Here is a 13,625-nt window from a genome sequence, read left to right on the forward strand (position 1 = left end):
ATAATCATTGACATTTAAAGAGCGAAACGAAAACGAATTTTAAACAGATATAACTTTTAGATACGATGAGCAAGATTATAGGTATAGACTTAGGTACGACCAACTCCTGCGTCTCTGTAATGGAAGGTAACGAACCCGTGGTAATTCCAAATGCCGAGGGAAAACGAACTACTCCATCCATGATCGCCTTTGTGGAAGGCGGGGAGATCAAGGTCGGTGACCCTGCAAAAAGACAAGCGGTGACCAACCCGCACAAAACGATTTATTCCATCAAGCGATTTATGGGTAACAAATACTCAGAATCCAGTAAGGAAGCCAAACGTGTACCTTATAAAGTGACCAAAGGTGAAAACGATACCCCAAGGGTAGATATCGATGGTCGTTTGTACACCCCACAGGAATTGTCTGCAATGATCCTTCAAAAAATGAAGAAGACCGCAGAGGATTATTTGGGACAAGATGTAACCAGGGCGGTAATTACCGTTCCGGCCTACTTTAACGATTCACAAAGACAAGCTACCAAAGAAGCTGGCGAGATTGCCGGTCTTACCGTGGAGCGAATCATCAATGAGCCTACGGCGGCATCTTTGGCATATGGACTTGATAAGAAAGACACGGACCAGAAAATAGTGGTGTTCGACTTTGGTGGTGGTACGCACGACGTTTCCATTTTGGAATTGGGTGACGGTGTGTTTGAAGTATTGGCCACTGATGGTGATACCCACTTGGGAGGTGACGATGTGGACCAAAAAATTATTGATTGGTTGGCCGAAGAGTTCAAGAAAGATGAGGATATGGACCTTCGTGAAGACCCTATGGCGCTTCAGCGTTTGAGGGAAGCTGCGGAGAAAGCCAAAATTGAGTTGTCTTCTTCTGCGCAAACAGAAATCAACTTACCTTATGTAACTGCAACGTCTTCAGGACCCAAGCACTTGGTAAGGACATTGTCCAGGGCCAAATTTGAGCAACTGATTGCCGATTTGGTCAAAAGAACAATCGAACCTTGTGAAAAAGCATTGAAGTCCGCTGGACTTTCCAAAAGCGATATTGATGAGATTATCTTGGTAGGTGGTTCTACCCGTATCCCCGCGGTACAGGAAGCTGTTGAGAAATTCTTCGGTAAAAAACCATCCAAGGGGGTAAACCCAGATGAGGTGGTGGCCATTGGTGCCGCAATCCAAGGTGGTGTTTTGACGGGTGACGTGAAAGACGTACTCTTGTTGGATGTTACTCCACTTTCATTGGGTATCGAAACCATGGGAAGCGTGTTCACCAAGTTGATTGAGGCGAATACGACCATCCCGACCAAGAAGTCGCAGGTCTTCTCTACAGCGGCGGATAATCAACCTTCGGTTGAAATCCACGTACTGCAAGGAGAGCGTCCGATGGCGGCAGATAACAAGACAATCGGTAGGTTCCACTTGGATGGTATTCCACCAGCGCCAAGAGGTACGCCTCAAATTGAAGTAACCTTCGATATTGATGCCAACGGTATCATTAAGGTTTCTGCTACTGACAAGGCTACCGGTAAGTCACAGGATATCCGAATCGAGGCTTCTTCTGGATTGACCGAGGAGGAAATCAAGAAGATGAAAGCTGAAGCGGAAGCCAATGCCGAGGCGGATAAGAAAGCCAAGGAAACTGCCGATAAGTTGAACGAGGCCGATGCCATGATCTTCCAGACCGAAAAGCAATTGAGCGAGTTTGGCGATAAATTGTCCGATGACAAGAAAAAGCCAATCGAAGAAGCTTTGGAAGAACTGAAGAAGGCTTATGAAGGCAAGGACCTAGCGGTGATTACGCCAGCTTTGGAAAAAATCAACGAAGCATGGAAAGTAGCTTCCGAAGAAATGTACAAAGCACAGGCCGAAGCTCAAGGTGGAGCAGGAGCTTCATCTGCCGGAGCCAATGATACCGCTGGAAGTGGCGGAGCTTCGGAAGGCGACAATGTTGAAGACGTAGACTTCGAAGAAGTGAAGTAGCCTGTCCTGAGCAAAGTCGAAGGATAGACTTCGAAGAAGTGAAGTAATCCAATTGTATTATATAAATAGAAAAACCCCGACGATTCCGTCAGGGTTTTTTGTTTGCTTTCCGCAGGGGATGTTAAAGTAGGGTATTCCTGACACTATTTTTTCGTATTTTTAGAATGATGGATATGAACAGATGGGGTGGTTGCACCTATGAATAGTCACTTTATCCCATGAAAAATCCTTTTTCTCTGCTATGAAAAACAAAATAAGACGGTCTTGTATAATCCCGTTTTTGCTTGGCTTAGCCGTGGTATCGGCCCAAAGTTCGCAATCCGACTTTACCAAAGAACCTTGGAAAGATCTTAAACTGGACTTTCAGGCAAGTTTTGAGGATTCACTGGCGGTACGCAAGGAGCGTGTGATACTTCAAATTGCCAATAAACAACTCAACCCTGAAGAACCTCTTTTTTTTAAAGGGTACCTCATCACGGAGAATCAATTCGGCGGATACAGTAAAAGCGGGGTCCTAAATGTCGATTTGTTGGACAGCGATGGAGCGGTGGTAAAGCGACAGTTCCATAAAATTGTGGACGGAACGGTTCAGGGGCAACTGAATTTGCCCAAAGACATGGTATCGGGCAATTACATGGTAAAGGCCTATACCCGGTGGTCCAAAAACTATGGTGTTGGGTTCGCTGCACAAGAGCAAATTCGAGTAGGGGAGCTTTCTGCCACAAATCAACCAGAAGGGGACGCGGCTGTTTTAATCATCCCTGAAGGGGGAACCTTTTTAAGCGGACAAAAGAACAGGATAGTATTAAAAGTTCCATCTGGTGCAACCCACAAAGAGGTGGGGCAAGGAAGGATTTTGGATGGAAATGGACAAGAAGTAACAACAGTTTCCTTTTATGATTCCGGTCTGGGGACGGCTCTATTAACTCCAAAAGAAAACGAAACATATACCTTGGAATTGGAAGATGAAATGCGGTTCGCGCTGCCAAAGTCAACATCAGATGGTTTTCTTTTGCATGTGAACAATCTGGATAGGGATAATGCCATCGTACGCATAACTCCTTCTGCGAAACGTACTGGCGAAAAAGTGGAACTTATCGGAACATCTGGCGGGATAACCTATTTTAGAAAAAACTTGAATTTCGCTGATGGAAATAGTTTGGATGTGGAACTTTTCAAACCCAACTTACCGGCTGGGATCATCCATTTAAAGTTGGTAGACCAGCTCGGCTACGAATTGGCTACAAGACCAGTTTGGATAGCTAAGGAAAAGCTTCGCATTGGCGTCGACGTTCTTCGGCAAGATACCAGAGGGGATTTGAAGACCATCAAAATTCAAGTAACCGATGATCAAAACAGACCTGTAAAGTCAAAATTGACATTAAGTGTCAACCGAACAGATACAACCCACCCCAACGATTCTGATTTTTCCATAAACAATACATCCCTTACTTTTTCGGATGTTTCAGTGGGGCAGGAGGTATCCCTTTACAGAAAAAAGGCTTTTCTCAAAGACCTTGAGGTTTTAATCTCTGAAGAAGAGGTCAACAAGGATGTATCCGAAGACAATGAAACTGCAATTGTCAGTAAAAAATTCCCTTATCAAGAAGGATTGGAAATCATGGGGCATGCCTATGACTTGAACAACAACCTTTTGACCAACACCAAAATTCAATTGGTGGCAACGAGCGAAGAAGATGTTTGGGCGGGAGAGGCGCAGACTGATGCTCAAGGCATACTCAAACTGGAGCGGATTCAGATTGAGGGAACAGCAACATTGGTCGCTAGGACGGAAGGGGAGGATGTGAAATCCAGATTGGTGAAGATCGTACCTTTTAACAGGGCTTTTGAGAATAGGGAAATGGAAATAGAATCCACCATAGAGAAGCCCATTACTGAGGAATCGTTCAGTGATGAGGATTCGGAAAGGACCATTGAACTGATAGAAGTGGAAGTGGTGGAGAAGGGCAAGGAAAAGATAAAACGTACCCCTGCCAAATACGGGGTAGATGTTCCTTCACATCGCATCAACCATCAAGATTTTGACAGACCTAAAACCCTACCACAGTTGCTCGCGGAGCTTCCGGGGGTTATTGTGAGCGGAGCGGAGACCTTAAACCCATCAGTGAAAGTCATGGGTGGTTCGGGAACGATATTGTGGGTTGTGGATGGTTTCCCGTTGGCCCAAGAAGGAAGTGCTGCCCAAGTGGGTACGGCCGCTACGAGTCCTTTGGATGACGTAATGGATTTGGTCAGCGATAGGGATATTGAACGGGTGGAGCTATTGAAAGGCCCTGAGGCTTCCATGTACGGTAGCAGGGCGTCTGCGGGAGTTTTTGTCATCTACACAAGAATGGGCAATGAGTTGGACCATGTTTCCAGAAGTGAAAGCGCACTTCGCTTTGAAGGATACACACCCACCATTGATTTTCAGGAGTACCACAAACGCCTTTCAAAAAGGAAGAAGGAGACGAATAAATTATTGTATTGGAACCCAAGTTTGGAAACCGATGCCAATGGGGAAATCATCATCAGGCTACCTGATACTGGTGATATACCCGCTATCAACCTAGAGGTTAGTGCCAAATCTGAAGATGGTATGCTTGGTTTTACGAGCAATACATTTTAGTTAGGTCTTTAATAACACAAAAAACCCTGACGATTCCGTCAGGGTTTTTTGTTTGAGGTTTCCGATTTAGGCCGCATTTAACTGCTGCATTTCCATTTCCTTGAGCTTTCGCAAGGCTTCCGACTTGGAGTTCACATTGAGTTTTACATAGATGTTTTGGATATGAAAATTAACGGCACTGGGTGTCACAAAAAGCTTGTCGGCAATCATTTTGTAGGTAAACCCCTGTGTGAGCAATTCCACGATTTCATTTTCTTTTTTGGAGAACATCTCGAACGATTTGGTCTGGAACGAATCGATGATCTTTTTCGCCACATCGAGCTCCAAAGCCACACCGTGCTGGCCTAGCGCATCCAACGCATTGAAGAGCCTATCCTTGGTTATGGGTTTGATGAGGTAGCCACTGGCACCTTTGGTGAAAGCCTCCTTAATGAGCTTAAAGTCGTTTTTCTGGCTCATCATCAACACCTTTAGATGCTTGTTTTTTCGATAAAAATATTCAAGCCCATCGATGCCCGATATACCATTGAGTATAGCTTCGCAGATAATGATATCCGGGTGAGACCGTCCAAAATTGGACAAAAGTGTGTGTACGGAGGGGTAGATTCCTTGCAGCTCGTACTGCTCATTGTCTTCAAAATACTGGGTGTAAATGCCGCCTAGCGTATCATCGTTATCGATGATGGCAATTTTTAATGAATTTGTTTTCATGATAAGAAAGATTTGGGGGATTCATACTGTTACATCATGTGTACTGTAGGTTAAGATTTGGACAATAGTGTCCGTTCTCCCGCTATTGAAGTTGGGATAAACCTATGGAAATCGAATGGGATGCAACAAAGGGCATCTACCGGAAAGCCAATTTGGTTTTCTTCAAAAGTGGGTGTGACCCAAAAAGGGCCAAGCGCTAAAAAAATGTTTAGTTGAGGTTTTCCTCTAAAAAAGTAGATGGAAAAGAGGTTTTGGGACTCCTTTTTTCCGTGTGTTGTAGTTTCTGTTCATGACTTAATAGATTTGGGATTGTATTATTTCAACAGTGAATTTAGAATTTTTTAACTATCGAGCGGAATTTTTGTAGTGATTTTCGTTCAAATGCACATTTTCATTAAGTCATTAAAGGTGTTGGGAAGCGTAAAAAGAAGTATGGATGTATCGCAAAAAATTGATTTTCAAATTATTGCATAAAAAAATAGGATGCCGTCCCATCAGCATCCTATTCTTGAAGTAAATCGGTCAGATTGAAATAATACAACCCGTTTTCTAATGATAGTCTGTCAGTTTCCCCCTGTCTTTCTTATCATTGTCATGAGTGTTTCAGAATTTCGGCTATGAAACATCATAAGACACAATCAGGTTTATTGACCGATTCAATAAAGTTGTTGGCAATCAAATATTATTCTTCGTCTTGGAATGAGGTGTCCACGTAGTCGTAGGCATTCCCATTCATAGCAGTTTGGAGTCCTGTACCTCCATCAGCAACATCATTGTACTGATCCCGATTACTTGAACGTCCGTAAGCCACTGTATATTGTGATACGGTATTGTTGAAACCTCTATTGGAGACCACAAAGCCCATTTTTTTCTCAGGGCTCAACTGAATGGCGTACTCATCGCTGTTGGTGTTGATGTGGGCACCAAGGTTTACCGATGTGGTCAAGGTGTTCTTTACCACTTGGGAGGCGTAAAGGTCCAATCCGCCAAAGCCATCTCTTCCTTCGGAAGCAAAGAACAACAAGGTTTCGTTGTAGATGCTCGGGTAGAGTTCATCCTCTTTGGTGTTCACCTTTGGGCCAAGGTTTTTGGATACGCCCACTGTGCCATCCGCAGCGATATCCGCCACATAAATATCGTATTTGCCAAAGGTCCCTTTCATATTGGAGGCAAAGAACAAGCGTGTTCCGTCACCAGTAACCGTAGGATGTTTGGCAGAGTAGTGTTTTGGGCAAACCTCCAATTGGGTGATATTCGTCCATTCGCCGTTGATGTTTTCCGCACGATAAATGTGGTACACCAGCTCTTTTTTGGAGAACACGCCGTAAAGTGGCTTTTCGTAGGTTCCCTTGCTAAAGTAGGCTGTTTTTCCATCTTTGGTGATGGACATGGAAGGTATATAACCGTCAATGGTGGAAACACTTCCTTCCATAGCTTCGTTGATTTGGTCTGATTGCGCTGTACTGTTTTGACTGACCAGTAACATTCCTGAAACAAGTAGGCTGAAAATTGTAGATCGTGTCATGATGTATAGATTTGGGGGTTAATACATTACAAAGATCAAAAACATTCCGCCGGAATACTTATGAATTTTTCATAGGTTTTCACTTTTAACGGATAAAAAGTGCATTTCAACGAATATTTTTTAGGTGTTTAACAGGCGAATGACGTTTAAAATGCGATTGGTCGTCTATTTTATGTCGTTTATCCGAAAAAACATGAGTTCGCAAAAAAATGAAATAGGGGCTAAAAAATCGTTTAATAGGGTATAACGGAGTCTCGTAGAAGCAGGGCCCTTTGCTATTTTGATGGGTTGGGGTGAAAAATCTTATCGATGGCCTTTGGTGGGTCAAATCGATAGCCAAAGTATAGCAAGCCATAAAATTGATCGTTCTCTGTAATGGAAGCCTTGTCCTCGTTGTACCAATCGGCACTGAAATTGATATTTATCCCACAGATTATCCTTTTGGAGCTATATCCTAAATTAAGACCGCCTTCCAGCCGTCGGGTAAGGTAGGTATTGCGCTCTGTACTTATAGGATTGCCTATTCCTGACTCCGCTTTGGAAAAACGCAATCCAAGGGAGGGGGACAAATTGGCCGAGACGAACCAGTTGTCATGAAACACAAAAGTATAGTAATATGCCGGGGCTATTCTTACATTAAAAAACTTTTCCCGGTTAACTAGGGAGATTTCGTTCAAATCAAAAATGTTGTAGTCGTAAATTAAAGAACCGACCAAACTTCCACTACTGATCCGTTGCCATTCATTTTGATACACAATGTTCCGATAGGAGAAATCGGGATTGAATACGTAGGATGTGGACATCCCAAATTGCTGGGTCGCTAAATCATTGAATTGGAGGTAGGGGTCGGTACCCTCGTTCCAGCTAGGTATAAAATCCCCGGTATTGCTCACATAGTAGCCGGAAATCTTGCTGTAAGAGATGGCTTGGACCCATCTGCCCAGAAAAAAACGAAATTTATAATCCGTAAAAGATGATTCCCCTTTTAAGTTTTCATCGCTATTGGCACCAAGGAACTTGGGCACAAAACCCACACTAAACCCTATAAACTCATAATCCAAAGAAAGAAAAAGCCGATAGCGATTATTGGGTTGAATGCTGATTCGGTTATTTAATTGCCTGTTTTCATAAGAATAGAAGTCGGTTTTGGTGTCCAGATTGGCCTTGATAATAATCTTGTCCGAATAATTTACAATGGCAAGTGTGTCCTCTTGGGCAGTTATACAATGCCAGAAAATACAGTGCAGCAGTATGGTGCTTGCTATAACCCGATACAGAGAGGTGCTGGCCATGCTGAAACAATCCATGGCAGCAAGATACACCGCTTTAGGTTCATTACGAGCGTAATCCCATTATTTGTTCACGTAGGGAATCTGCTTTCTATTGACCCATGCCAGTACCATACAGAAAATTAAAGTGACCAAGGCCAATATAAATAAAGTGCCTCCGTCATTTTGAACTACCACCCCCAACTGCGTTACATGGGAGAATATGGCTCCGGCCATAATACCTATACCCAATAGGGCACCTAGCCAAGTTGTTCTCGGCACAAGAATCAGTATGGCAATAATCAATTCCGCGACGCCCAGACCTATGCGTCCCCAAGGTTCCAAACCTAATTGTTCAAAGATAAAAACGGATTCTGGGGCAGCGGAAAACTTAAAATAAAGGGTTTGTAGCAGAATTATGGCTGGGACAAGTCGCAGTACCAAGCTCAAAATGGATTTTGTTGTCATGTGCTTATTGGTTTACGTTGAATGCTAACTTGGTCGTAATAAGGATTATTTAATAACTATTGATTTTTAAAATTTTGCTCGGTTTATTCCCTAATTTAATTTTTGAAAGGCTACCCCTCGGATGGCATCTGGAGAAATAGTTATTTTTATCGGTATGAAAAAACTGTTGAAAACCACACTCATTTTTTTGCTGATGATGCAATCCTGTTCCAAGGAAGCTTGGTTGTCGGGAAGCCTCAAATTATCCCAAACGGAAGACTGGAGTCCCAAAATTTACTTGGTACAGCCCGAAAAATTCAGTGATGCTGCCCAAAGTTTTGTGGGACAAATATTGGATTCTGCAGCGGTATCCAAAGACGGTAGTTTTAGGTTCACCGAAGCACTTCCCATTAAGGATAGTACCTTGCTGTTTCTGGTAGTGCAGCAAAAGGGCGAGCGATATGCCAACAGATTGGTGAATGAAAACCCGACTACGGACAATTATTTTCCGGTGGTGTATGAGCTAGGTACCTCTTTAAGGGTTGATGCTGAAATGGTAAATTTTCAATCGAGCTTCTCCATTACGAATCCATCACCTACCAATGCAGCAATGTTGAAGTTGAGGGATCTGCGTTTGGAGGTTTTTAAACATCACTTTGAAACGGAAAATAGCCTAGATGAATCCGATGAGGGACTATTGGAGCGAGAGAAAAACCTAAAAGCGTATCAAGGGAAGTTGATTGATTTTGCGGATACTACAGAGCACTTGTTGCCAGCCCTAATGGCCCTTCGGTGGGCGAGTCCGGAGGGAAATTATGAACGGATTGCCGAACGCATATACGCGCAATCCAAAAAATGGCACCAAATACACCCAACACATCCGTGGGTCAACCAATTAGAGTCATTGGCTGATAGGGATAAGTTACCGGTACTATTGGGCGATACGCTTCCGGATTTACAGTTGCCCATGCAAACCGGGGAGCATCTTTTCCTTTCGGAAATTGGAAAAGGGAAGGAACTGCTGTTGTTGGATATTTGGGCGTCGTGGTGCGCGCCCTGCAGAGTGGAGAATCGAAATGTTTTGGTGCCGCTATGGGAAAATTATAATGATCGAGGTTTTCAGATAGTCGCCTATGGTTTGGAAAGTAGCAAATCGGCTTGGGAGAATGCCATAGAACGCGATGGTGCATATCGATGGCTTCATGCGTCACATCTGGAAGGTGATCAAAATCCGGTAATGGACTCGTTACGGCTGCGTACAATTCCAGCCAACTTTTTATTGGACAAAGAAGGTAAGGTGTTGGCCAAGAATTTACATGGCCAAGATTTAATTCGATTTGTGCAGGATTATCTGGTCAATCGATAAAAACTTTCCAACCAGATATGAAAAAGCCAGGATTTCGGATCCTGGCTTTTCTTTGTTGTTCTGTTGCTATTAGTTACTGCTTGTGGTCGTTTCCTCCCCAGCATCAGGATCCACTTCAAGGATAAAATCTTGGGTTGTCACGTTAGCGGCATCAATCTGAACCTCCAAGGTGTCACTTGCCAAATATCCTTCCAATTCGGCTACGACTTCGTACATTCCAGCTTTCAAACCTAGGATGGCGTAGTTGCCATCCACATCGGTAAAAGATGCGGTGTTGAGGGTGTCAGCAGCAAACACGGAAATCTGGGCACCTTCCAAAGCAAGTATTGACTCACCTTCCATAGTGCCAACAGTTCCAGACAAGGTGCCAGCGGTAGACATGTTACTGGCCTTGATCACGGGTTTAAAATTAAATCCGTTGACACCGGCGGGGGTATCCAAGTTGCCTTTGGCAACAAAGGAACGGCTGACATCGAAGTCCAACAACAAATCTGTGGAAAGTCCACCTACTACAGTAATCGCAGGTTCGATAAACACTTTAATACCTGAAGCGTCTCCACTGGGCACTTTCAAATCGTAAACGGTTCCATCGGTCAAGACAACATTTACACCTTTAACGTGCACACGAACCAAATCGTAGGAGCCAGCAGGGACATCGATTTCTGCTAATTGTTGGGTCAATCCATTGGTGAGTTCCAAGAGATTTACATCGATTTCCTCTTCCATTAACGTGATGAAAGATGAACTATCATCGTCCATGCCTTCATCTGAATCAGCGTTGTCGTCATCATCACCATCAATTTGGCGAGCTTCAACTTTATAAACGGTAACATTTGCTTCGGCTACCAGCTCATAGGGGAAGGGTGCGTCGGTAAGTTGTACAGATAAGGTTCCAGTGCCCTCGGCGCTTGCCGAACCTTCTCCATCGGAGCAGCCCATCATAAAAAGGGCCAATGTAAATAGTAAGCTAAAAATTAACTTTGTTCTCATTGTATGGGGTTTTTGATTTCAGGGCATAATTAGCCCTGTTCTGATTTTATAATGACTAAACAATCAAAGATCAAAAAACCCTACTGTTTCAAAGAAATATGTCAATTTTATCGATGAAATGCACAAATCAACTTAAAAAAGAAGCTTTTTTCTTACAAAAAATTAATTTTTATAGATAAAATTGGGTGCTTGTTGATAGGTAAAGGTGTCATCGGTCAAAATCTTTAACTCCTTGGTTTCCCAATTCATCAGCCCAATATGGAATTGGGATTGTTCATCATCAAATAGCTCAATGGCCAACCATTTTCCGTCCGGACTCCAATCGTGCCAACCTTCATTTTGGGTGTTCTCGGTCAATTTCCAGGTTTTGCTACCGTCCAGGCTCACGGCATAGAGACTGTATTTGCCGTCCTGCATGCTTTGGTAGGTAACAAAGTTTTCTGTAGGGTGCAGTTTTGGAGCCCCGGCCCTGTAACCGTATTGTCCCGCTGTGGAATCTTTTTCAGGGTAATGTGTCAATTGTTTTAGGTTGCTTCCATCGGCGTCGATAATGTAAAGCTCTTCATCAAAACCATCGATGTTCTTGCTCACCGTTTTACCGCCCCTAAAAACTACCTGCTCACCATCGTTCACAAACAAAGGGTCTGCGGCAAAGCCCAATCCAGTATCCAGCCGATCTATGATGTTGCCCTTCAGGTCCAAAACGTAGAAGGTGTTCTTCATGATGAGTTTAGGCTTTACGATGAGTTCCGTGCCATCGTTTCTACTGCTCATCCAGCTATCGGCGAGCTCCAATTCCGATACTTTTTGGACGTTTTCCCCTTTAAAATTGCTTTTGTACAAATAATAGCAACGCTTGCAGGCGTCTCTGTCCGAAATGAAATAGAGGTCATCTTCATATGAATAATAGGTCCATTCCACATTGGGGAAATCTGTGATGTTCGTTTTGTTGGAACCATCCAGATTCATCGCGTATACTTCGTAATTCTCGATATCCATGTCCCTCAACACATTGTAGACCAAGCCCAATTCACGTTCAGCGTTGTCATTTTTTGAGTTGCACGATAGTAGCAAAATCAAAAGTCCAAGAATAGTAACTCCTTTACCCATGATGTGTTCAGTTTGTTTAAGTTTTTGCGGGTTTGAAGTTACTAAACTCTGTTAAATTTGTTAAACAGGTTTTTTGATTTTTGAGAAAATGTAGCACATTTCTGTAGCAATCTGTTTGCTTCGTTCACTGTATTTTTCTGCTTGTTGCGGCGTGTTGTCAAACGCTTTTGGGTCATCATAAGTGATTGGAATCCGTTTTTCGGCCCCGGGCACAAAAGGACAGCCTTCATCTGCTTGCGAACAGGTCATAATCGCTGCAAAGTCGGATGTTGGATTAAAAGCGTCATCCATGGTTTTGGAAAAGCAGATAACGGGGTGTTCGTTCTCGGCAAACTTAATGGTGTAAACAGGGTTCTTTCCTTCGGAAAGCATTTGCACCTCAAAACCTGTATTCGCCAAAGTAGTAGCAACCATGGGAAATAGGGCAGTGGCCTCAGTTCCCCCAGAATAGCAGCTTAAATTCCTTACCCCAAAATGATGTGCCGTGGTTTGTGCCCAAACTTGGGACAAATGGCTCCTTCTGGAGTTATGGGTGCAGATAAAATTAAGCCGGATGAGCTTTTTTTTGTCCACCTTTTCCTGAATGTATCCCGAGAGAAGGTCCAGTATTTGTTTTCTTTCTTGTGGAATAGCATCAGTGTCCAATTGGGAAACAAAATCGTGCAATGCTTTGTTAAGTGCCATGTTGAAGGATTATAGTTAGCAGCAACCACTTCCAGGGGCGCAGTCTGTTTGTTGAAGTTCGGAAAGTTTTACCCTAGGTTTTTCGGTCGGTATTCCACATTGATCTTTGGCCAGGCAATCCGTCTGCTTGGTGGTCAGCAAAAAATGGGTTCCGTCAAAATCCAAGCTGAATTTCTCAATGGTCTGCCCTTGATATTCCACTTCCACCTCCAAATTGCAGATGTCCAGCGTTTTTTGGGACAATGCTATAATGTTGACCAATTTCTCGGGATGTAACCTGTGGTCGTAGTCGTTGGCATTCCAAAGTTGAAAATTAACGAGCTCCTCGTGGCGAACAGTGCCCCCGCAATCAATAAAGTGCTTGGTGACTTTGCCTACTTCGGTCACATGGAAATGGTTGGGAACCAACTCCCCGTTGGGCAATTGAAAGGCGATGGTGTCCAATTGGGCCAATGCTGATTTTACTTCCTCTAGCTTCATATCAATATCTATTTATTGTAATATTACGATTAATGTGTTCAAATTTTTTAGCAACAATCCTTTGGATTAACGTCTTGGTTCAGAAACTCGGACATCACTAGCTTCATTTTCTTCCAATTGTCGGTATCGATGCAATAGCACACGCTAGTGCCTTCCACATTGCCTTTGATCAGCCCCAATTGCTTTAATTCCTTCAGATGTTGGGAAATGGTGGGCTGGGCCAAACCAATTTCATCCACCAAATCACCACAAACACAAGCATTCAACTTATACAAATATTGCAGAATGGCAACCCGGGCCGGATGCCCCAAAACCTTTGCGTATTGTGCAATTTGGTTTTGTTTGTCGGTAAATATTTCAGTTTTGGTGAGTCCCATCTAAATGATTTATTCATTGCAATATTACGATTAATGTTGTGGATGGCAAAGAATTC

At 43.3% G+C, this 13,625-nt stretch carries 12 protein-coding genes; 3 read left to right on the plus strand and 9 right to left on the minus strand.

All coding sequences use genetic code 11. The annotated features are described in order from the left end of the window. Positions 1-65: 65 nt before the first annotated feature. Positions 66-1,982 (plus strand): molecular chaperone DnaK, encoded by a 1,917-nt coding sequence (gene dnaK, locus RBB12_RS07385; protein WP_179383870.1) that lies wholly within the window; start codon positions 66-68, stop codon positions 1,980-1,982. Between the two features lie 241 nt (positions 1,983-2,223). Then, a complete protein-coding gene (locus RBB12_RS07390) occupies positions 2,224-4,611 on the plus strand; it encodes a TonB-dependent receptor (RefSeq protein WP_306013066.1) in 2,388 nt (795 codons plus the stop codon). A gap of 66 nt (positions 4,612-4,677) precedes the next feature. Here RBB12_RS07390 and RBB12_RS07395 read toward each other — a convergent pair whose 3' ends face one another. The 4 genes from RBB12_RS07395 to RBB12_RS07410 all read right to left on the minus strand — a co-directional run bounded on the left by RBB12_RS07395 (position 4,678) and on the right by RBB12_RS07410 (position 8,583). Beyond that, a complete protein-coding gene (locus tag RBB12_RS07395; protein WP_306013065.1) occupies positions 4,678-5,322 on the minus strand; it encodes a response regulator transcription factor in 645 nt (214 codons plus the stop codon). A 682-nt stretch (positions 5,323-6,004) separates the two neighbouring features. Beyond that, on the minus strand, positions 6,005-6,847 hold the full coding sequence (locus RBB12_RS07400; RefSeq protein ID WP_306013064.1) for a hypothetical protein: 843 nt from the start codon (positions 6,845-6,847) through the stop codon (positions 6,005-6,007). Between the two features lie 275 nt (positions 6,848-7,122). After that, positions 7,123-8,139: a DUF4421 family protein gene (locus RBB12_RS07405; protein ID WP_306013063.1), complete on the minus strand. Its 1,017-nt coding sequence runs from the start codon at positions 8,137-8,139 to the stop codon at positions 7,123-7,125. A 60-nt stretch (positions 8,140-8,199) separates the two neighbouring features. After that, complete coding sequence (locus tag RBB12_RS07410) at positions 8,200-8,583, minus strand: DoxX family protein (protein ID WP_179383864.1); 384 nt, start codon at positions 8,581-8,583, stop codon at positions 8,200-8,202. 154 nt (positions 8,584-8,737) lie between these two features. On the opposite strand from RBB12_RS07410, the gene RBB12_RS07415 reads away from it, so the two are divergent. After that, on the plus strand, positions 8,738-9,928 hold the full coding sequence (locus RBB12_RS07415; protein WP_306013062.1) for a TlpA family protein disulfide reductase: 1,191 nt from the start codon (positions 8,738-8,740) through the stop codon (positions 9,926-9,928). A gap of 69 nt (positions 9,929-9,997) precedes the next feature. Here RBB12_RS07415 and RBB12_RS07420 read toward each other — a convergent pair whose 3' ends face one another. The 5 genes from RBB12_RS07420 to RBB12_RS07440 all read right to left on the minus strand — a co-directional run bounded on the left by RBB12_RS07420 (position 9,998) and on the right by RBB12_RS07440 (position 13,569). Next, positions 9,998-10,918 carry a DUF4382 domain-containing protein gene (locus tag RBB12_RS07420; RefSeq protein WP_306013061.1) on the minus strand — a complete coding sequence of 307 codons (921 nt, stop codon included), beginning with the start codon at positions 10,916-10,918 and terminating at the stop codon, positions 9,998-10,000. Positions 10,919-11,080: 162 nt separating this feature from the next. Continuing rightward, positions 11,081-12,028 (minus strand): hypothetical protein, encoded by a 948-nt coding sequence (locus tag RBB12_RS07425; RefSeq protein WP_306013060.1) that lies wholly within the window; start codon positions 12,026-12,028, stop codon positions 11,081-11,083. 60 nt (positions 12,029-12,088) lie between these two features. Further along, positions 12,089-12,712 carry a low molecular weight phosphatase family protein gene (locus tag RBB12_RS07430; protein ID WP_306013059.1) on the minus strand — a complete coding sequence of 208 codons (624 nt, stop codon included), beginning with the start codon at positions 12,710-12,712 and terminating at the stop codon, positions 12,089-12,091. Positions 12,713-12,727: 15 nt separating this feature from the next. Then, positions 12,728-13,192, minus strand: coding sequence for a DUF6428 family protein (locus RBB12_RS07435; RefSeq protein WP_306013058.1), 465 nt, complete (start codon positions 13,190-13,192; stop codon positions 12,728-12,730). 47 nt (positions 13,193-13,239) lie between these two features. Beyond that, positions 13,240-13,569 (minus strand): helix-turn-helix transcriptional regulator, encoded by a 330-nt coding sequence (locus tag RBB12_RS07440; RefSeq protein WP_179383857.1) that lies wholly within the window; start codon positions 13,567-13,569, stop codon positions 13,240-13,242. Positions 13,570-13,625: the final 56 nt, after the last annotated feature.

The organism is Allomuricauda sp. MMSF_3307 (assembly GCF_030733585.1).
In the GTDB taxonomy this organism is placed as follows: Bacteria; Bacteroidota; Bacteroidia; order Flavobacteriales; family Flavobacteriaceae; genus Flagellimonas.

Bases quoted from the DNA above. Each gene is read 5' to 3' on its own strand.
- RBB12_RS07430 (WP_306013059.1), bottom strand. From the start codon at position 12,712: ATGGCACTTAACAAAGCATTGCACGATTTTGTTTCCCAATTGGACACT.
- RBB12_RS07425 (WP_306013060.1), bottom strand. From the start codon at position 12,028: ATGGGTAAAGGAGTTACTATTCTTGGACTTTTGATTTTGCTACTATCG.
- RBB12_RS07440 (WP_179383857.1), bottom strand. From the start codon at position 13,569: ATGGGACTCACCAAAACTGAAATATTTACCGACAAACAAAACCAAATT.
- RBB12_RS07420 (WP_306013061.1), bottom strand. From the start codon at position 10,918: ATGAGAACAAAGTTAATTTTTAGCTTACTATTTACATTGGCCCTTTTT.
- RBB12_RS07405 (WP_306013063.1), bottom strand. From the start codon at position 8,139: ATGGCCAGCACCTCTCTGTATCGGGTTATAGCAAGCACCATACTGCTG.
- RBB12_RS07390 (WP_306013066.1), top strand. From the start codon at position 2,224: ATGAAAAACAAAATAAGACGGTCTTGTATAATCCCGTTTTTGCTTGGC.
- RBB12_RS07400 (WP_306013064.1), bottom strand. From the start codon at position 6,847: ATGACACGATCTACAATTTTCAGCCTACTTGTTTCAGGAATGTTACTG.
- RBB12_RS07395 (WP_306013065.1), bottom strand. From the start codon at position 5,322: ATGAAAACAAATTCATTAAAAATTGCCATCATCGATAACGATGATACG.
- RBB12_RS07435 (WP_306013058.1), bottom strand. From the start codon at position 13,192: ATGAAGCTAGAGGAAGTAAAATCAGCATTGGCCCAATTGGACACCATC.
- dnaK (WP_179383870.1), top strand. From the start codon at position 66: ATGAGCAAGATTATAGGTATAGACTTAGGTACGACCAACTCCTGCGTC.
- RBB12_RS07415 (WP_306013062.1), top strand. From the start codon at position 8,738: ATGAAAAAACTGTTGAAAACCACACTCATTTTTTTGCTGATGATGCAA.
- RBB12_RS07410 (WP_179383864.1), bottom strand. From the start codon at position 8,583: ATGACAACAAAATCCATTTTGAGCTTGGTACTGCGACTTGTCCCAGCC.